18 protein-coding genes are annotated in these 19460 nt (G+C 57.4%); 13 read left to right on the top strand and 5 right to left on the bottom strand.

Going from position 1 to position 19460, the window contains the following annotated elements; translation table 11 throughout:
- Positions 1–44 precede the first annotated feature (44 nt).
- Entirely contained in the window at positions 45–1691 is a 1647-nt protein-coding gene (fumA, locus tag IM294_RS00935) for a class I fumarate hydratase FumA (RefSeq protein WP_028012930.1), read from the bottom strand.
- Positions 1692–1890: 199 nt separating this feature from the next.
- On the opposite strand from fumA, the gene manA reads away from it, so the two are divergent.
- Together manA and IM294_RS00925 are read left to right on the top strand one after the other, a co-directional pair.
- Complete coding sequence (gene manA / locus IM294_RS00930; protein ID WP_126817434.1) at positions 1891–3066, top strand: mannose-6-phosphate isomerase; 1176 nt, start codon at positions 1891–1893, stop codon at positions 3064–3066.
- A gap of 99 nt (positions 3067–3165) precedes the next feature.
- Positions 3166–4698 (top strand): YdgA family protein, encoded by a 1533-nt coding sequence (locus tag IM294_RS00925; RefSeq protein ID WP_047365362.1) that lies wholly within the window; start codon positions 3166–3168, stop codon positions 4696–4698.
- Positions 4699–4736: 38 nt separating this feature from the next.
- On the opposite strand, the gene IM294_RS00920 is transcribed toward IM294_RS00925, so the two are convergent.
- On the bottom strand, positions 4737–5591 hold the full coding sequence (locus tag IM294_RS00920) for an alpha/beta fold hydrolase (RefSeq protein WP_126817436.1): 855 nt from the start codon (positions 5589–5591) through the stop codon (positions 4737–4739).
- 15 nt (positions 5592–5606) lie between these two features.
- Positions 5607–6587 (bottom strand): MBL fold metallo-hydrolase, encoded by a 981-nt coding sequence (locus tag IM294_RS00915; RefSeq protein WP_126817438.1) that lies wholly within the window; start codon positions 6585–6587, stop codon positions 5607–5609.
- A 107-nt stretch (positions 6588–6694) separates the two neighbouring features.
- Here IM294_RS00915 and IM294_RS00910 point away from each other — a divergent pair, with 107 nt between their 5' ends.
- Entirely contained in the window at positions 6695–7591 is an 897-nt protein-coding gene (locus IM294_RS00910; protein WP_028012925.1) for a LysR family transcriptional regulator, read from the top strand.
- A gap of 1 nt (position 7592) precedes the next feature.
- Here IM294_RS00910 and IM294_RS00905 read toward each other — a convergent pair whose 3' ends face one another.
- Positions 7593–8621 carry a Mal regulon transcriptional regulator MalI gene (locus IM294_RS00905; RefSeq protein ID WP_028012924.1) on the bottom strand — a complete coding sequence of 343 codons (1029 nt, stop codon included), beginning with the start codon at positions 8619–8621 and terminating at the stop codon, positions 7593–7595.
- 177 nt (positions 8622–8798) lie between these two features.
- Here IM294_RS00905 and malX point away from each other — a divergent pair, with 177 nt between their 5' ends.
- From malX to add, 3 genes are all read left to right on the top strand, one after another.
- On the top strand, positions 8799–10391 hold the full coding sequence (malX, locus tag IM294_RS00900) for a maltose/glucose-specific PTS transporter subunit IIBC (RefSeq protein ID WP_028012923.1): 1593 nt from the start codon (positions 8799–8801) through the stop codon (positions 10389–10391).
- Between the two features lie 48 nt (positions 10392–10439).
- Positions 10440–11612, top strand: coding sequence for a MalY/PatB family protein (locus IM294_RS00895; RefSeq protein WP_126817440.1), 1173 nt, complete (start codon positions 10440–10442; stop codon positions 11610–11612).
- Positions 11613–11708: 96 nt separating this feature from the next.
- Entirely contained in the window at positions 11709–12710 is a 1002-nt protein-coding gene (gene add / locus IM294_RS00890; protein WP_047368418.1) for an adenosine deaminase, read from the top strand.
- A 54-nt stretch (positions 12711–12764) separates the two neighbouring features.
- Here the strand turns inward: add and IM294_RS00885 are convergent, their stop codons facing one another.
- The gene (locus IM294_RS00885) at positions 12765–13805 is read right to left on the bottom strand and encodes an oxidoreductase (RefSeq protein ID WP_126817442.1); all 1041 of its coding nucleotides are present in this window, start codon (positions 13803–13805) and stop codon (positions 12765–12767) included.
- Between the two features lie 241 nt (positions 13806–14046).
- Between IM294_RS00885 and blr the strand changes: the two genes are divergently transcribed.
- The 7 genes from blr to rsxD all read left to right on the top strand — a co-directional run bounded on the left by blr (position 14047) and on the right by rsxD (position 19451).
- Entirely contained in the window at positions 14047–14172 is a 126-nt protein-coding gene (blr, locus tag IM294_RS00880) for a division septum protein Blr (protein ID WP_168733269.1), read from the top strand.
- 233 nt (positions 14173–14405) lie between these two features.
- The gene (ydgT, locus tag IM294_RS00875) at positions 14406–14621 is read left to right on the top strand and encodes a transcription modulator YdgT (RefSeq protein ID WP_013096896.1); all 216 of its coding nucleotides are present in this window, start codon (positions 14406–14408) and stop codon (positions 14619–14621) included.
- An 86-nt stretch (positions 14622–14707) separates the two neighbouring features.
- Positions 14708–15148: a DUF2569 domain-containing protein gene (locus IM294_RS00870; protein WP_023311379.1), complete on the top strand. Its 441-nt coding sequence runs from the start codon at positions 14708–14710 to the stop codon at positions 15146–15148.
- Positions 15149–15224: 76 nt separating this feature from the next.
- A complete protein-coding gene (rsxA, locus tag IM294_RS00865; RefSeq protein ID WP_028012919.1) occupies positions 15225–15806 on the top strand; it encodes an electron transport complex subunit RsxA in 582 nt (193 codons plus the stop codon).
- Positions 15806–16384, top strand: a complete 579-nt coding sequence (gene rsxB / locus IM294_RS00860; RefSeq protein ID WP_126817444.1) for an electron transport complex subunit RsxB — start codon at positions 15806–15808, stop codon at positions 16382–16384. Before rsxA ends, rsxB begins: the two co-directional genes overlap by 1 nt.
- On the top strand, positions 16377–18398 hold the full coding sequence (gene rsxC, locus IM294_RS00855) for an electron transport complex subunit RsxC (RefSeq protein ID WP_126817446.1): 2022 nt from the start codon (positions 16377–16379) through the stop codon (positions 18396–18398). Before rsxB ends, rsxC begins: the two co-directional genes overlap by 8 nt.
- Complete coding sequence (rsxD, locus tag IM294_RS00850; protein WP_048959890.1) at positions 18399–19451, top strand: electron transport complex subunit RsxD; 1053 nt, start codon at positions 18399–18401, stop codon at positions 19449–19451.
- Positions 19452–19460: the final 9 nt, after the last annotated feature.

Raw genomic sequence — 19460 nt, 5'->3', positions numbered from 1 at the left:
CTTTTTGATGTCGGGTGGCGGCTGCGCCACCCGTTTTTTTCAATTTACTTCACGCACGCCGAACACTGGGACGACTGGATCTGCTTGAAGAAGTCGTTGCCTTTATCATCCACCAGGATAAACGCCGGGAAGTCTTCCACTTCGATTTTCCAGATCGCTTCCATACCCAGCTCCGGGTATTCCACGCACTCCAGGCTCTTGATGCTGCCCTGCGCCAGAACCGCCGCCGGGCCGCCGATGCTGCCGAGGTAGAAGCCGCCGTGCTTGTGGCACGCGTCCGTCACCTGCTGGCTGCGGTTGCCTTTAGCGAGCATGATCATGCTGCCGCCGTTGGCCTGCAGCTGGTCAACGTACGAGTCCATACGCCCTGCCGTGGTTGGGCCTAACGAGCCGGAGGCATAGCCTTCAGGCGTTTTCGCCGGGCCCGCGTAGTAGATCGGGTGATCTTTAATGTACTGCGGCAGCCCTTCGCCGTTGTCCAGACGCTCCTTCAGCTTCGCGTGCGCAATGTCGCGGCCCACGATGATCGTGCCGTTCAGGGAGAGACGGGTCGATACCGGATACTGAGAAAGCTGCGCCAGAATCTCTTTCATCGGACGGTTCAGGTCAACGCGAACCGCTTCACCCTCACCCGCTTTACGCAGCGCTTCCGGGATGTATTTGCCCGGGTTATTTTCCAGCTTTTCGATCCACACGCCTTCGCGGTTGATCTTGGCCTTGATGTTGCGATCCGCAGAGCAGGAGACGCCCATCCCGACCGGACAGGAGGCACCGTGGCGCGGAAGACGGATCACGCGCACGTCGTGGGCGAAGTACTTACCGCCAAACTGCGCCCCGAGTCCCAGATTACGCGCCTCTTCCAGCAGTTCCTGCTCAAGCTGCACGTCGCGGAACGCCTGACCGTGCTCGTTACCTTCAGTAGGCAGGCCGTCGTAGTATTTGGTCGAGGCCAGCTTGACGGTTTTCAGCGTGCTTTCAGCTGAGGTTCCGCCAATCACGAAGGCGATATGGTACGGCGGGCACGCCGCGGTGCCGAGGGTACGCATCTTCTCAACCAGGTAATTTTTCAGCTTGCCCGGCGTGAGCAGCGCTTTGGTTTCCTGGTAGAGATAGGTTTTGTTGGCTGAACCGCCGCCTTTGGCGATACAGAGGAATTTGTACTCGTCACCGTCGACGCTGTAGAGGTCAATCTGCGCGGGCAGGTTGGTGCCGGTGTTGACCTCTTTGTACATATCGAGCGCCGCGTTTTGCGAGTAGCGCAGGTTGTCTTCGGTGTAGGTGTTGTAGACGCCGTGCGCCAGCGCCGCTTCGTCACCACCGCCGGTCCAGACGCGCTGGCCTTTTTTACCGACGATGATCGCCGTGCCGGTGTCCTGGCACGTTGGCAGAATGCCTTTCGCCGCGATATCGGAGTTACGCAGGAACTGCAGGGCAACGTACTTGTCGTTTTCGCTGGCTTCCGGGTCGCTCAGGATATCAGCAACCTGCTGCTGATGCGCGGGGCGGAGCATAAAGGAGGCATCGTGGAAAGCGTGCTGCGCCAGCAGCGTCAGCGCCTGCGGATCCACCTTGAGGATCTCTTGTCCTTCAAACTCAGAGACGGAGACGTGATCGCGGGTTAACAGGTAATACTCGGTCTGATCCTTACTGAGGGGGAAAGGATCCTGATAATGGAAGGGTTTATTCGACATTGTTCTCTCACTTACTGCTTCGGTCTGTTTATTCAGGGCAGATGTTCCGCTGCCCGGCTTAAAAGCGAGTCAGCTTATCCTACACAATTTTTTAACAAAAACTGAGACTAGTACGACTTTTTACATCCACAGGTTACTTCCACGTAGTTTATTGCTTTAATACCCGGAGTTAATTCCACATTTGAATCAGGGCTTGATAATGCAAAAACTCATTAACTCAGTGCAAAACTACGCCTGGGGAAGTAAAACTGCGTTAACGGATCTCTACGGTATCGCGAACCCGAACAACCTGCCGATGGCGGAACTATGGATGGGGGCGCACCCGAAGAGCAGCTCAAAAATTGAAGACGCCAGCGGCCAGATACGCAGCCTGCGTGACGTGATTGATGCCGATAAAGCCGCACTGCTGGGCGACAAGGTGGCTCAGCGCTTTGGCGAACTGCCGTTCCTGTTTAAGGTGCTGTGCGCCGACCAGCCGCTCTCCATCCAGGTTCACCCGAACAAGAAAGCGTCTGAAATCGGCTTTGCCAAAGAGAACGCGGCGGGCATCCCGCTGGACGCCGCCGAGCGTAACTACAAAGATCCTAACCACAAGCCGGAGCTGGTGTTCGCGCTGACGCCGTTCCTGGCGATGAACGCCTTCCGCGAGTTTTCAGAGATTATCTCCCTGCTGCAGCCGGTCGCGGGTGCCAACAAGGCTATTGCCCACTTCCTCGAAAACCCAAACGCGGACGCGCTCAGCCAGCTGTTTGCCAGCCTGCTGAATATGCAGGGTGAAGAGAAATCTCACGCGCTGGCGGTGCTGAAAGCGGCCCTGAACAGCCAGCAAGGGGAACCGTGGGAGACCATCCGCCTGATTTCCGAGTTTTACCCTGACGACAGCGGCCTGTTCTCCCCTCTGCTGCTGAACGTGGTGAAGCTGAACCCTGGCGAAGCGATGTTCCTGTTCGCGGAAACCCCGCACGCCTACCTGCAGGGCGTAGCGCTGGAGGTGATGGCCAACTCTGACAACGTGTTGCGCGCGGGCCTGACGCCGAAATATATCGACATCCCTGAGCTGGTTGCCAACGTGAAGTTTGTAGCGAAGCCTGCCGCGGAGCTGCTGACTCAGCCGGTGAAAAACGGTGCAGAGCTGGACTTCCCGATTCCGGTTGAGGATTTTGCGTTCTCCCTGCACGACCTCAATCAGACGGAAACGACAATCGCACAGGAGAGCGCTGCGATCCTGTTCTGCGTCGAGGGCGAAGCAACGCTGCGCAAAGGCGAGCAGCGTCTGGTTCTCCAGCCTGGCGAGTCAGCATTCGTTGCAGCCAATGAGTCCCCGGTCAGCGTGAGCGGCACCGGTCGCCTGGCGCGCGTTTTTAATAAGCTTTAAGCACTTACTGAATTTTTTAACAACTCTTGCTAAGCTAGTTGAAGGCTTAATATCTCCGGGCGGTTTTTACCGCCTGGTTTCATTTTAGGGATAGTCGCAATGAAAAAATCGGTCGTAGCGGTTGGAGTGATTGTAGCGTTAGGCGTGGTCTGGACGGGTGCCTCCTGGTTTACCGGGAAACAGCTGGAAGGCCGTCTGGCTGAGATGGTGGCGCAGGCTAACGGAGAAATTAAGCGCAGCGCGCCGGAGGCGGGTCTGGAGCTGAGCTACCAGAACTATCAGCGCGGCGTGTTCACCAGCCGCATGCAGCTGGTGGTGAAGCCGGTGGCCGGTGCGGCAAACGGCTGGCTGAAGCCGGGACAGAGCGTGGTGCTGGATGAAGTGGTAAGCCACGGTCCGCTGCCGCTGGCGCAGTTAAAGTCGTTTAACCTGATCCCGTCCATGGCGTCCGTTCATACCGTACTGGTGAATAACGACGTCACCAAACCGCTGTTTGACCTGGCGAAGAATGAATCACCTTTCGACATTAACACCCGCATTAGCTACTCCGGTGATACCAGCTCTGATATCGCGCTGAAACCACTGAACTACGAGAAAGAGAACGAAAAAGTCGCCTTCAGCGGCGGCCATTTCAAACTTGATGCGGATCGGGACGGCAACGTCTTCTCCATGACGGGTGAAGCGGAAAGCGGCCTGGTCAACGCCGTGAACGAATATAACCAAAAAGTTCAGCTCACCTTCAACAACCTGAAAGCCGACGGCAACAGCCGTATGACCGACTTTAAAGAGCGTATCGGCGATCAGAAGCTCTCCGTGGATAAGATTGCTATCGCAATTGAAGGAAAAGAGATGGCCGTGCTGGAAGGCATGGACGTTAACGGTCAATCCGACGTATCCAAAGACGGTAAGAGCATCAATACCCAGCTGGATTACACGCTGAAGAGCCTGAAAGTGCAGAATCAGGATCTGGGCACCGGCAAGCTGTCGCTGAAGATCGGCAATATCGACGGCCAGGCATGGCACGAATTTAGCCAGAAATACAGCAAAGAGAGCCAGGCGCTGCTGACCGACGCCGCGCTGCAGCAGAACCCGGAAGTGTACCAGCAGCAGGCGATGGCGGTGCTGTTCAATAACCTGCCAATCCTGCTGAAAGGCCAGCCGGTAGTCACCGTTGCGCCGCTGAGCTGGAAAAACAGCAAAGGCGAAACCAGCTTTAACCTGTCGCTGTTCTTGAAAGATCCTGCAGCCGCCACGGGTGAACCGCAGACGCTGGCGCAGGAAGTGGATCGCAGCGTGAAGTCGCTCGACAGCAAGCTGACCATCCCGATGGATATGGCGACCGAGTTTATGACCCAGATTGCGAAGCTGGAAGGCTACGGCGATGAAGATGCTGGCAAGCTGGCGAACCAGCAGGTGAAAGGTCTGGCGGCGATGGGTCAGATGTTCCGCATCACCAAAGTGGAAGACAACACCATTTCCACCAGCCTGCAATATGCCAACGGCCAGGTAACGCTGAACGGCGACAAAATGCCGCTGGAAGAGTTTGTTGGCATGTTTGGTATGCCGACGCTGGGAATGCCGGAACCGGCTGAACCCGCAGCGCCAGCCGTACCGGCGGCACCGCAGCAGTAAACGTCAAAACCCCTCGCAAGAGGGGTTTTTTATTGCCCTTATCCTTTCCATCCCTGCAGGAAATCCAGCAGCAAGGCATTAACTTTCTCAGGCTGTTCCTCCTGAGGAAGATGGCCGCACTCGTCGATACCCTGCGCCCGCAGGTTATCCGCCATTTCAGCCCAGACGCTTTGCATATCGAAGAGCTTGCCAACCGCGTGAAAATCATTGCCCCACAGCGACATTACCGGACAGGCGATTTTCACGTCAGCGTCGGCAAGATCCTGCGCCACGTCTTCCGCGTTGGCGCGATAGTCAGCCATCGCGCCTCGCACGGCTCCGGGCGCCTGATACGCGCGAACATAGGTGTCAAACGCCTCGCCGCTGATGGTTGACGGATCGTAGGTCCAGTCTGAGAAAAAGTGGCGCAGCCAGATATTTTCACGTCCTGCAATCAGCGCTTCCGGCAGATCGGGCACAAGATGGAACAGGAAGAACCAGTATGCGCGGGCGATGGACGCATTCAAATCGCGCGCCACGATACGCGTTGGCACGTTATCCATGACCACCAGACGATCCACCAGCTCAGGGTAATCTTTTGCGAACCGCGTCGCGACGCGCGCCCCGCGATCGTGCCCCACCAGCACCACCTTCTGTAACCCCAGCGCACGCATTAGCTCGCGGATATCCCGGGCCATGTTCCGTTTATCATAGCCAGAAGCCGGTTTATCCGTTTCGCCATATCCTCGCAAATCCGGCGCGATGACGCGGTAGTGCCGGGACAATACAGGTATCTGGTAGCGCCAGGCATAGTTTGTTTCAGGAAAACCGTGCAGAAGAATAACCGGCGCGCCTTCACCCTCTTCAACCACAAACTGGCGAATGTCGTTTGCCGTTACGGTGTAACTTTTCATATTCGTAACCTCACTTTATTTCAGCAGAGGCACGTTGGCCGCACGTTGATAAGGACCGTAATTTACAGGGTTCCAGTTATAGCCCTGCTGCCAGGCGGTGATATGCCCAATACCGGGGAAAGGCAGATGCGCAGCGGCCATCCACTCGCCGTCTTTCGCCAGGGCGTTAAATTCCTGCGCCCGGGACGAGATGGCTTTTTTCGAATCGACATCAAAGCGAATAGACACTTCAGGATGCGGGAACTGGACGGCTGGCGCATGAATCAGATCCCCAATGAAGTTAATAGCCGTCCCCTGCGACGCAAAGCGATAAACGGTACTGCCGGGCGTATGGCCAACGGCATAGGCCGTCTGGACTTCCGGGATCGGCGAAGCTGGCGGAACGAAGGTTTTAAGTTGTCCGGAGGCTTTATAATCAGACAATGCTTTTCGGGCGATAGCAAAATACTCTTTCGCATTAGCCGGCGCGCTCGCTTCTTTTGCAGGATCAAGCCAGTAGTCGGCCTCCCCCTGCGGTACGTAGACGGTGGCATTGGGGAACAGCGCTTTATCGTCTGCATCGCTCAGGCCACACACGTGGTCAAGATGCAGGTGAGTCAGGAAAATGGTATCAACCTGCTCGGGACGATAGCCTGATGCTTTCATATTGTTAACCAGCTGGCCGGCCGTTTCCGGCACGCAGTGCCCCGCTCCGCTGTCAATCATGACCAGATGTTTACCGGTATTAACCAGGAAAGCGTTAAAAGCGGTCGGCATGCGTTCGGCATCGATTTTATGCTGAGCCAGCAGTTTACGAACCTTGTCGTCTGAAAGACCGTGGAGTAATGACGGCGAAAGGTCGTTATAGCCGTCGAACAGCGCCGTGACCTCATATTCCCCTACCGCCAGACGATAATAGCCGGGGACCTGCTGCTTCACCTGCGCAGGTGCGTCAGCCCAGGCGGCACTTACCAGCAACAGGCTGCTGAATGCCAGAACCGTTTTCAACTTTTTCATCTTCACTCCAGATTGATATTTTTCAGGTTGTGAAGAGACTATGGCAGCGTAACGATAAATACTGTAGATATGTACTTTGATAAGGCAGCATAACGAAAAGCGATACAATGAAACTGGAAGACGTTGAAGTGTTTGTCGAAGCGATTAAGACGGGTAGCCTGGCGGGCGCCGCGCGTCGGCTCTCAATGAGCGCCATGGCGGCGTCACGCTCTCTTAACAATCTTGAGGCTGAGCTGGGGGTCAGGCTGGTGCATCGCACCACGCGATCCCTCTCACCCACCAGCGATGGTGACGTTTTTTTGCCTCATGCGCAGGCGTTGCTGGAAGATAAAAATAACGCGCTGGCCGATCTGTTTCCTGATGGTACGCACCTGTCCGGACGCCTTCGCATTACCGCCTCAGCGGCGTTTGGACGCAAGATCGTTGCACCGATGTTGCCGCTGTTTATGCAGCAACATCCTGCCCTGCAGGTCGACTTGCTGGCAACCGATGAGCAAATTGATATTGTCGGGAAAGGCATAGACGTGGCGTTACGCATTGCACCGCTGCGCGATAACCGGTTAGTTGCACACCGCATCTGTGATAACCCCCGCGAGCTTTGCGCCAGCGCGGAATATCTCGCCGCGTACGGTTCACCGAAATTGCTTAACGATCTGGCTGGACATAGCTGCCTGACCACCTCAGATACGACACACTGGTCATTTGAAAAGGGTGAACAGCGCTACAAACAAAAGGTGTCAGGCCGATTCTCGGCTAACTCTATTGAGGCGATTTTCGAGGCCTGCCTGGGGGGACTCGGCATCGCAAATTTATCTCGCTGGTACGTAGAGCCTGCCATTGCTGAGGGTAAACTCGTGCGGATCGTCCTGGAAGATGCTCAGCCGGAATCGCTGGCCATTTGGGCGGTTTACCCGACCTCCCGGCTGATCCCGGCAAAAGTACGAAAATTTGTAGAAGCCCTGGAGACACATCTGACGCTCAACCCGCTTACGCAGCAGAGCTGAATTATTTCACCGTCACCAGCCGCGCCGCCACAATCTGGTGCCCGGACTGGACATCCGTGTTGTCGATGCGCTGCATAATTCTGTCTGCCAGCGTGTAACCCATCTCCCGCGCAGGGGTGGTAGCCCAGACGATGGGGAGATCGTCCAGCGCGTTTTCACCAACGTCGGCGAACGCCCCTAACGCCACCTGATGGCCGAAGAAGGTTTCCACCCCACCCTCGCCGCTCTGACGCCCGGCGCGGATCAGGCCAAACCAGGCCCCCATGGCAATCACATCGTTGTAGCAAATCACGGCGCTGATCGTCGGATTGCTTCGCAACAGCGCGCCTATCGCTTCCGCCGCTTTCTTCTGGCTGGATTCACATTCCACGACCCATTCGCTGTGGAACGGCAGGCCGTATTTAATCAGCGTCGCGCAGTAGCCGCCGACCCGCTCGGCGCGCGTCAGGGAGGAGCTTTTCCCTCCCAGCCAGGCAATGCGCTGATGCCCGCGGCGAATAAGATGTTCGGTCAACATTTGCGCGGCCTGCATGTTATCCGGGCGCAGCGTATCGGCCTCGTCCAGATAGCTGGCGCGCGAGGCGAACACCAGCGGCACACCTTTTTCGGCGGCGCGCTCGCACAGTTCGCTACCCACGCCCGACGCTCCGGCGACGATCACTCCGTCAACCCCCTGGGTCAGCAGCATATCGAGACGGGAGAGAAGCTGCCCGGCCTCGCGCCCGCCGTGCAGAAGAAAGACCATCCGCCCCTGCGCTTCCAGCGCTTCGGTTAACCCGGCGGTCAGCTCCGCATAGAAAGGTGACGTCAGGTCGCGGACAATCAGGCCAATCACCCCGCTTTGCCCGCCGCGCAGCGCCGACGCCTGACGGTTACGCACAAAGCCCAGCTGTTCAACCGCCTCGTTCACCCTCTGGCCGGTTGCGGGCGAGATGCGCCCTTTACCACTGAGCACGAGAGAAACGGTGCTGACGGAAACCCCCGCCGCCAGCGCGACATCGTTGATGGTGACTTTTTTCGCTACAGCCATGTGTCAGCGTGACTCCCTGAAATGAGATCGGTAAAACGTTTTATCAATACGTTATCTTTATACTACCAGTCAAAGCCTGAGAATGTGATTTAGCGCGCACTAAACTTTGATAAAACGTTTTATCTTCTCGCAGCATTGAAGCAGGCAAACTGATTTTAACAATAAAGGAGTCGTTTTATGACGGCGAAAACAGCACAAAAAATATCGCTGTGGGAGTTTTTCCAGCAACTGGGTAAAACCTTTATGCTGCCCGTGGCGCTCCTCTCGTTCTGCGGGATCATGCTCGGGATCGGCAGTTCGCTGAGCAGTAAAGACGTCATCACGCTGATCCCGTTCCTCGGTACTCCCGTGCTGCAGGCGATCTTTATCTGGATGAGTAAGGTCGGCTCCTTCGCGTTTAGCTTCCTGCCCGTGATGTTCTGCATCGCCATCCCGCTGGGCCTGGCCCGCGAGAATAAAGGTGTCGCGGCGTTTGCCGGGTTTGTGGGTTACGCCGTGATGAACCTGGCGGTTAACTTCTGGCTGACCGCGAAAGGCATTCTGCCGACGACCGATGCTGCCGTGCTGAAGGCCAACAACATTCAGAGCGTGATTGGTATTCAGTCTATTGATACCGGGATCCTCGGAGCGGTGATCGCCGGGGTGATTATCTGGATGCTGCACGAACGCTTCCACAATATCCGCCTGCCGGATGCTCTGGCCTTCTTCGGCGGTACCCGCTTCGTGCCGATTGTCACCCTGGTGGTCATGGGTCTGTTCGGCCTGATCATTCCGCTGATCTGGCCGGTCTTTGCGATGGGCATCAACGGCATTGGCCGCATCATCAACGGCGCGGGAGATTTTGGTCCGATGATCTTCGGCACCGGCGAGCGTCTGCTGCTGCCGTTCGGCCTGCAGCATATCCTGGTGGCCCTGATTCGCTTCACCGAAGCGGGCGGTACCATGGAGGTGTGCGGTCACGACGTGAGCGGTGCGCTGACCATCTTCCAGGCGCAGCTGAGCTGTCCGACTACCCACGGCTTCTCCGAAAGCGCCACCCGCTTCCTGTCTCAGGGTAAAATGCCGGCCTTCCTCGGCGGCCTGCCGGGTGCCGCGCTGGCGATGTACCACTGCGCGCGCCCGGAAAACCGACATAAAATTAAAGGGCTGCTGATCTCCGGCGTGATTGCCTGCGTCGTGGGCGGCACCACCGAGCCTATCGAATTCCTGTTCCTGTTTGTTGCGCCGGTGCTGTATCTCATCCACGCGCTGCTGACCGGCCTGGGCTTTACCGTGATGGCGGTGCTGGGCGTCACCATCGGCAACACCGACGGCAACGTGATTGACTTCGTGGTGTTCGGGATCCTGCACGGCCTGTCAACCAAGTGGTATCTGGTGCCGGTCGTGGCGGCTATCTGGTTCGCGGTGTACTACGGTATCTTCCGCTTCGCCATCACCCGCTTTAACCTGAAAACGCCGGGCCGCGATACCGATACCGCCACCAGCGTTGAGCAGGCGGTGGCCGGTACCGTGGGCAAATCCGGGTATAATACCCCTGCCATTCTGGCTGCGCTGGGCGGTGCGGATAACATTACCTCGCTGGATAACTGCATCACCCGCCTGCGTCTGTCGGTGGCGGATATGTCAAAAGTGGATACCAACGCCCTGAAAGCCAACCGGGCCATCGGCGTGGTACAGTTAAATCAGCATAATTTGCAGGTGGTTATCGGCCCGCAGGTTCAGTCGGTGAAAGATGAGCTGGCAACCCTGATGCGAACAGTAGAAGCCTGATGCCTCAACCCCCTCTCATGAGGGGGTTTTACTTTAAGGATTAACGTCATGTTTGATTTTTCTACCGTCGTGGATCGTCACGGCACCTGGTGTACGCAGTGGGACTACGTCGCCGACCGCTTTGGCGCGGCGGATCTGCTGCCCTTCACCATCTCGGATATGGACTTCGCCACCGCCCCCTGCATTACCGACGCGCTGCATCAGCGCATCAACCACGGCGTGCTGGGCTACAGCCGCTGGAAAAACGACGAGTTTCTTGCCGCTGTTGAGCACTGGTTTCGGCAGCGCTTTAACAGCCGCATTGATAAAGAAACCATCGTTTATGGCCCTTCCGTCATCTATATGGTGTCAGAGCTGATCCGCCTCTGGTCAAAGCCCGGTGACGGCGTGGTGGTTCACACCCCGGCGTACGATGCGTTTTACAACGCCATTGGAGGCAATGCGCGTCAGGTTGTGGCCGTTGAGATGGAAAAGCAGGCGGCTGGCTGGCAGGGCAATATGGTGGCGCTTGAAGCGGCCCTGGCGAAACCGGAAAACAAAATTCTGCTACTGTGCAGCCCGCAGAACCCGACCGGCAAGGTCTGGACGCGGGATGAATTGACCCATATGGCAGAGCTTTGCGTACGCTATGACGTGGCGGTTATCAGCGATGAAATTCATATGGACATGGTGTGGGGGGCGCATCGCCACACCCCGTGGAATGCGGTAGCGCGCGGCAAATGGGCGCTTCTCACCTCCGCCTCGAAAAGCTTTAATATTCCGGCACTGACGGGCGCATACGGCCTGATCGGCGATGAAGAGAGCCGTAACGGCTATCTCAGCGCGCTAAAAGGACGAGATGGGCTATCTTCCCCTTCCGTGCTGGCGCTGACGGCCCATATCGCCGCCTATCAGCAGGGAGAGCCGTGGCTGAATGCCTTGCGTCGTTATCTGGAAGAGAATCTGTTGTATATCGCACAGGAATTAAACAGTGCTTTTCCGAAACTGAACTGGCAGCCGCCGGAAGCAACCTATCTGGCCTGGATTGACCTGCGCCCGCTGAACATTGACGACAGGGCACTGCAAAAAGTACTGATCGAGCACCAAAAAGTCGCCATCATGCCGGGATACACGTATGGAAACGAGGGTAACGGCTTCGTGCGCCTTAACGCCGGCTGCCCGCGCAGCAAGCTGGAACAAGGGGTGCAGCGCCTCATCGCCGGGATCAACACGCTCCTGTAATTTGTTTGCGCAACGGAATATTCCCTTGCGCAAATAGCTTTTTACCCCGTTTTGTTTTTATAATATGGCGCACTTTAACCCGAAAAGAGTGCGACCATGATTGATACACGCCTGCCCTTAACTGATATTCATCGTCACCTTGACGGTAACATTCGTGCCCAAACCATCCTCGATCTTGGCCGCCAGTTCAACTTAACGCTTCCCGCTCAGACGCTTGAGTCGTTGATCCCACACGTACAGGTCACCTCCAATGAACCGGACCTGGTCAGTTTCCTGAGCAAACTCGACTGGGGCGTGAAGATGCTGGCCTCGCTGGATGCCTGCCGCCGCGTGGCGTTTGAAAACATTGAAGACGCCGCCCGCAACGGCCTGCACTACGTCGAGCTGCGCTTCTCGCCGGGCTATATGGCGATGACCCACAACCTGCCCGTTGCAGGCGTGGTGGAAGCCGTCATTGAAGGCGTCCGCGAAGGGTGTAAAACGTTCGACGTTCAGGCCCGCCTGATCGGCATCATGAGCCGCACGTTCGGCGAAGCCGCCTGCCTGCAGGAGCTGGAAGCGCTGCTGGCGCACCGCGATGCCATCACCGCCGTCGACCTCGCCGGCGACGAACTGGGCTTCCCCGGCAGCCTGTTCCTCTCCCACTTCAACCGCGCGCGCGATGCTGGCTGGCACATTACCGTCCATGCGGGTGAAGCAGCGGGCCCGGAAAGTATCTGGCAGGCCATCCGCGAGCTGGGCGCCGAGCGTATCGGCCACGGCGTGAAGGCGGTAGAAGACCGCGCGCTGATGGATTTCCTGGCGGAGCAGCGCATCGGCATTGAGTCGTGCCTGACGTCCAACATTCAGACCAGCACCGTGGCAACGCTGGCGCAGCACCCGCTGAAAACGTTCCTTGAGCACGGCGTACTGGCCTCGCTGAACACGGACGATCCGGCGGTTCAGGGCGTGGATATCATCCACGAGTACAACATCGCCGCGCCGCAGGCGGGCCTGAGCCGCGAGCAGATCCGCCAGGCGCAGATCAACGGGCTGGAGATCGCCTTCCTTACGCCTGCAGAGAAGCAGGCGCTGCGGGATAAGGTGGCAACCGCGTAAACCCTTTGCCGGGTGGCGGCTAGGCCTTACCCGGCATACAAAAGCATTTAAAACTTATGCCAGACAGAGCGTGGCGCGATGTTTGGCAGATTCGATCCCCAGCTCAATCAGCTCCATAATCTGGATCGCCTGGCTGGCCGGAACCGGGTTCTCCCCCGTGCCGTTCAGCGCATCGCGGATGGCAGCATAATAAGCCGGATAGTTACCCGGGATCGTTAACAGGGTTTCCTCAACCAGCTCCTCACCTTCCGACCGTGTCACGACGCCGTCGCGCATATCATAGCCCCAGTCTTCCTGCGGCAGACGTTCACCGTTTTTGAGGCGGTCTTCCTGCGGATCGAGGCCAAACTTCACGTAGCTCCCGCGCGTGCCGTGGATGATATAGCGGGCAGATTCCGCGGCCGCGACCATCGTGCCGTGCAGCACAATCCGCCGCTGCGGGTAACTCAACACCGCGTGGAAGTAATCCGTTGTCTGCGCCCCGGGCCTGAGCTGGGCCAGATCGACCGTCATGCTCACCGGCAGTCCAAACAGATTCACGGCCTGGTCCAGCAGATGCGGGGCTAAATCGTACCAGATGCCGCTGCCCGGACCGGCCTGCTCGCGCCAGCGGTTTCTCACCTGCGGACGGAAGCGGTCAAAATGCGATTCAAAAAAAACAATCTCTCCTAACGTGCCTTCCCCGAGAAGCGTTTTAACCGTCAGGAAGTCGCTGTCCCAGCGGCGGTTATGGAAAACGGACAGCACTCTGCCCAGGCTTTTTGCCAGCGCCTCCAGTTCACGCGCCTGTGACAACGTCACGGTGAAGGGTTTGTCAACAACGACGTGCTTCCCGGCTTCCAGCGCGGCTTTCGCCAGCGGGAAGTGCGTGTCGTTCGGGGTGGGAATAACAATTAAATCGATATTCGGATCGTTGAAAAGGTGTTTAGGCTCGGAGACAACCGGCACTGCGGGCCAGTCAGCGTGGACTTTGGCGGCGTCGCTGCTGGATACCGCCGCCAGCGCCATTCCCGGCGTTCCGGCTATCAGAGGCGCATGAAACGTTTTGCTCGCGTACCCGTAGCCTATAAGCCCGACGCGAATGTTATCACTCATCGTGTTGTCCTCTTGTTGCGTTTCTTATTTCATACTGGCTTTTCTGGCATTGTCCTCATTAATAATGAGCCATGGCGCTTAAAATAGCAGGCTGTACCGGCTATTTTTGTTACATAGTATTAACCTTCTGATTTTGTTTAAGGGAATCGTTCCCAAAGCGCTTGCCGTCAGAGAAACAGCGCTGTAACATTTGCGACCTGTATTTATGGATAAATTACAACAGTGAATCATGGCATCAATTATTAATCGAATCATTGAATTAGCGGGATGGATTGTTCTTGGGGTTTCGGTCATTTTGCTCGGCGTAGCCAGCCATATTGATAACTACCAGCCGCCGGAGCCTGCTGCCGTCACCCATCCTAAGTAACCGGTTGCTGCTTTAAAGAGTGACATAATGTGTCAGTTTCGTATTGCCAGCCCTGGTGAACGCGGTTAACCTTCTCTTCCAGGCATCACCTTCGGTGCCTGAATTTCAGCAAAGAAAACTCCTAATTTCGTCGCGTTATCTGAGTGGGCTGTTTACGTCTGTATTAATCCGTTTATTATTCGACCGAATTACCTTAACTGGTATTACTCACTTTTATATGGAAAATTATTAATATGACAGTTCAGGACTATTTATTAAAATTTCGCAAGATCAATTCGCTTGAGAGCCTGGAAAAACTGTTTGACCATCTGAACTACACCCTGTCGGATAATCAGGACATCATCAATATGTATCGCGCTGCTGACCATCGCCGTGCGGAGCTGGTCTCCGGCGGACGCTTGTTCAACGTCGGCGAGGTGCCGAAGTCCGTATGGCGTTACGTTTTATAAGAAAGTAGCCATCCGCGCGAAATGTTATATACTCTCCGCCCTGCAAACTGGCTGTACAACATTTCGCGCAGATAATGGGAGAGTTCATGACCGCAACGCCTGGAGAACGCATCGGAGGCTGGTTAATCGCCCCACTGGCATGGCTGCTGGTTGCCTTATTAAGCGCATCGCTTGCGCTGCTGCTTTATACCACCGCACTGATTACCCCTCACGCTATTCAGACCCTGATGTCGCAAAGCGTGCTGAATATAGCGATGTGGTTTGTGTCGTTCGTTTTCGCGATTGGGATGTGGTACTACACCCTGTGGCTGACTATCGCCTTCTTTAAGCGCCGCAAGAGTGTGCCTAAGCACTACATTATCTGGCTGCTCATTTCGGTCCTGCTGGCGGTTAAAGCGTTTGCTTTCTCGCCCGTCTCTGACGCGCTTGCTGTCCGCCAGTTGCTTTTCCCGTTACTTGCTGCGGCGCTGCTGGTGCCCTATTTCAAACGTTCAACGCGTGTGAAAAACACCTTCGTGAACCCGTAATAACCTTACAGATAACCTGTTGTCGCCTGCCCCGGTTTGTCCGATAATAGGCGGCTTTTTTATTTCAGGCTAAATAATGACCGATTACTTACTGCTCTTTGTCGGCACCGTGCTGGTTAACAACTTCGTTCTGGTGAAGTTCCTTGGCCTGTGCCCGTTTATGGGCGTGTCCAAAAAGCTGGAAACGGCGATGGGCATGGGGCTGGCGACGACCTTCGTCATGACGCTGGCGTCCATCTGCGCGTGGTTGATTGACACCTGGATCCTCATCCCGCTGGGGTTAATCTATCTCCGCACGCTGGCGTTTATTCTGGTCATTGCGGTGGTGGTGCAATTTACCGAAATGGTGGTGCGTAAAACCAGCCCGGCGCTCTATCGCCTGCTGGGTATCTTCCTGCCGCTGATCACCACCAACTGTGCGGTGCTTGGCGTGGCGCTGCTGAACATCAACCTTGGCCATAACTTCATGCAGTCGGCGCTGTACGGTTTCTCCGCCGCTGTCGGTTTCTCATTTGTTATGGTGCTGTTCGCGTCGATTCGCGAACGTCTGGCAGCAGCGGATATCCCTGCGCCATTTCGCGGTAATGCCATTGCGCTGGTGACCGCGGGTTTAATGTCTCTGGCCTTTATGGGCTTTAGTGGTCTGGTGAAGTTGTAATGAATGCTATCTGGATTGCCATCGCCTCTATCAGCGTCCTGGGGTTGGTGTTTGGCCTTATCCTAGGCTACGCCTCCCGCCGTTTCGCGGTAGAGGACGATCCTGTTGTTGAAAAAATTGATGAGCTTTTGCCGCAAAGTCAGTGTGGACAGTGCGGCTACCCGGGCTGCCGCCCTTACGCTGAAGCGGTAGGCATTCAGGGTGAAAAAATTAACCGCTGTGCGCCCGGCGGCGAAGCGGTGATGCTGAAAATTGCCGCCCTGCTTAACGTCGATCCGCAGCCCGTTGATGGCGATGCGGAAGTCCAGGAGCCGGTCCGTGCCCTCGCGGTGATCGACGAAGCAAACTGCATCGGCTGCACCAAATGTATTCAGGCCTGTCCGGTCGACGCCATTGTTGGCGCAACGCGCACCATGCACACCGTTGTGGCGGATCTTTGCACCGGCTGTAACCTTTGCGTGGCCCCCTGCCCGACGCAATGTATAGAGCTGCGCCCGGTTGAAACGACTACCGAAAGCTGGAAGTGGGATCTTCAAACCATTCCGGTTCGCAATATTCCTGTGGAACAACATGCTTAAGTTATTTTCTGCTTTCAGAAAAGAGAAGATCTGGGACTTTGACGGCGGTATCCATCCGCCAGAGATGAAAACCCAGTCCAACGGCACGCCGCTGCGTCAAATTCCGCTGGCGACGCGTTACGTCATGCCGCTCAAGCAGCATATTGGCGCTGAGGGCGAGCTGTGCGTGAAAGAAGGCGATACGGTGCTGCGCGGTCAGCCGCTGACCTTCGGACGCGGACGTATGCTGCCGGTACACGCCCCTACTTCCGGGAAAGTGGTGGCAATTGCCCCTCATACGGTGGCGCATCCGTCCGCGTTGTCGGAACTGAGCGTGATTATTGAAGCCGACGGCGAAGATCGCTGGATTGACCGTGACGGCTGGAGCGACTACCGCAGCCAGAGCCGCGAAGCGCTCATTGAGCGTATTCATCAGTTCGGCGTCGCGGGGCTTGGCGGCGCGGGCTTCCCGACCGGCGTCAAGCTGCGCGGTGGTGGCGATAAGATTCAGACGCTGATTATCAACGCCGCCGAGTGCGAGCCGTACATCACCGCCGACGATCGTCTGATGCAGGACTGCGCCGCCCAGGTGGTGGAAGGCATCCGCATCCTCGCCCACATCTTACAGCCGCGGGAAGTGCTGATCGGTATCGAAGACAATAAACCGCAGGCTATTTCAATGCTGCGCGCCGTGCTGGCCGGTAGCCATGATATCGCCCTGCGCGTTATTCCGACCAAGTACCCCTCTGGCGGCGCAAAACAGCTGACGCAAATCCTCACCGGCAAGCAGGTCCCGCACGGCGGACGCTCGTCGGATATCGGCGTGCTGATGCAAAACGTCGGCACCGCTTACGCCGTCAAGCGTGCGGTGATTGACGGCGAGCCGTTGACCGAGCGCGTGGTAACGCTGACCGGAGAGTCTGTCTCTCGTCCGGGTAACGTCTGGGCGCGCCTCGGCACGCCGGTGCGCCATCTGCTGGAACAGGCTGAATTTTGCCCGGCCAGCGACCAGATGGTGATCATGGGCGGTCCGCTGATGGGCTTTACCCTGCCGTGGCTCGACGTTCCGGTAGTGAAAATCACCAACTGCCTGCTTGCCCCTTCCCCAACCGAAATGGGGGAGGAGCAGGAAGAGAAAGGCTGCATCCGCTGCAGCGCCTGTGCCGATGCCTGCCCGGCGGATCTCCTCCCGCAGCAGCTGTACTGGTACAGCAAAGGCCAGCTACACGACAAGGCCAAATCCCATAACCTGGCCGACTGCATCGAATGCGGCGCCTGCGCCTGGGTCTGCCCAAGCAACATTCCTCTGGTGCAGTACTTCCGCCAGGAGAAGGCCGAGATTTATGCCATCTCCATGGAAGAAAAACGCGCCGCGGAAGCCAAGGCACGTTTCGAAGCGCGTCAGGCGCGTCTCGAACGTGAGAAGATGGCTCGTCAGGAGCGACATAAGCAGGCCGCCGTTCAGCCTGCCGGGAAAGATCAGGATGCAATCAACGCCGCATTGGCGCGCGTTCGCGAGAAAAAAGCCAGTGCCGCCCAGACGCTGGTGATCCAGGCCGGTGAAAAACCGGATAACAGCGAAGCGATTGCCGCCCGCGAAGCGCGTAAAGCTGCGGCCCGCGCCCGTCAGGCGGAAAAAGCGCAAGCGGCGCAGCCGGAAGCTGAAATCGATCCACGCAAAGCCGCCGTTGAGGCGGCGATTGCCCGTGCCAAAGCGCGCAAGGCCGGGGAGCAGCCAGTGGTGGTTGAACAGGAACCGGTCGATCCGCGTAAAGCTGCCGTTGAAGCGGCGATTGCCCGCGCCAAAGCGCGCAAAGCAGCGCAGCAGGCGCCAGCCGCAGAACCTGAAGCACCGGTCGACCCACGCAAAGCCGCCGTTGAAGCGGCGATAGCCCGCGCCAAAGCGCGCAAAGCAGCACAGCAGGAAGAGCAGCCGCAGGCCGCCAACGATGACCCGCGCAAGGCCGCCGTCGCCGCCGCCATTGCGCGCGTTCAGGCAAAGAAAGCCGCACAGCAAGCCGTAAACGAGGATTAAATGGTTTTCAGAATCGCAAGTTCCCCTTACACCCACAATCAGCGCCAGACCTCGCGCATCATGATGCTGGTCTGCCTGGCCGCGCTGCCGGGCATTGCCGTTCAGTGCTGGTTTTTCGGCTGGGGAACTCTGTTCCAGATAGCTCTTGGATGCGCCAGCGCCGTCGCCGCGGAAACCCTCGTGCTGAAGCTGCGCAAGATGGCGGTTTCCCGCATCCTGGCCGACAACTCCGCTCTGCTGACCGGCCTGCTGCTGGCCATCAGCATTCCCCCGCTTGCCCCGTGGTGGATGGTGGTGCTCGGCACCGTGTTTGCCGTGATTATTGCCAAACAGCTCTATGGCGGCCTCGGTCATAACCCGTTTAACCCGGCGATGATTGGCTACGTGGTGCTGCTGATCTCCTTCCCGGTACAGATGACCAGCTGGCTGCCACCGCACGAGATTGCAGCCACAGTGCCCGGCTTTATGGATGCTCTGCAGGTGATCTTTACCGGCCATACGGCGCTGGGTGCTGATATGAACGCGCTGCGTATGGGCGTGGACGGTATCAGCCAGGCGACGCCGCTCGATACGTTTAAAACGTCCCTGCACGCCGGGCACAGCGTTGAGCAAATCATGAAGTCCGCCATCTACAGCGGCGTGCTGGCGGGAGCCGGCTGGCAGTGGGTCAACCTGGCGTATCTGCTGGGCGGCCTGTTCCTGTTGCAGCAGAAGGCTATCCGCTGGCATATTCCGGTCAGCTTCCTGGTAACGCTGGCGGTCTGCGCCACGCTGGGCTGGGTATTCTCTCCTGAATCGCTGGCCAGCCCGCAGATGCACCTGCTCTCCGGCGCGACTATGCTGGGTGCCTTCTTTATCCTGACGGATCCGGTGACGGCCTCCACCACCAACCGCGGTCGCCTGATCTTCGGCGCGCTGGCTGGCCTGCTGGTCTGGCTGATCCGCAGCTTTGGCGGCTATCCGGACGGCGTGGCGTTTGCCGTCCTGCTCGCCAATATTACCGTTCCGCTCATCGACTATTACACGCGCCCCCGCGTGTACGGCCATCGCTAAGGGTTTCGC

This window comes from Enterobacter cloacae complex sp. P43RS, assembly GCF_014930585.1.
Taxonomy (GTDB): domain Bacteria; phylum Pseudomonadota; class Gammaproteobacteria; order Enterobacterales; family Enterobacteriaceae; genus Enterobacter; species Enterobacter bugandensis.
Note: the sequence above shows the minus strand (reverse complement) of the source record. Positions and strands in the feature narration are given on the sequence as shown.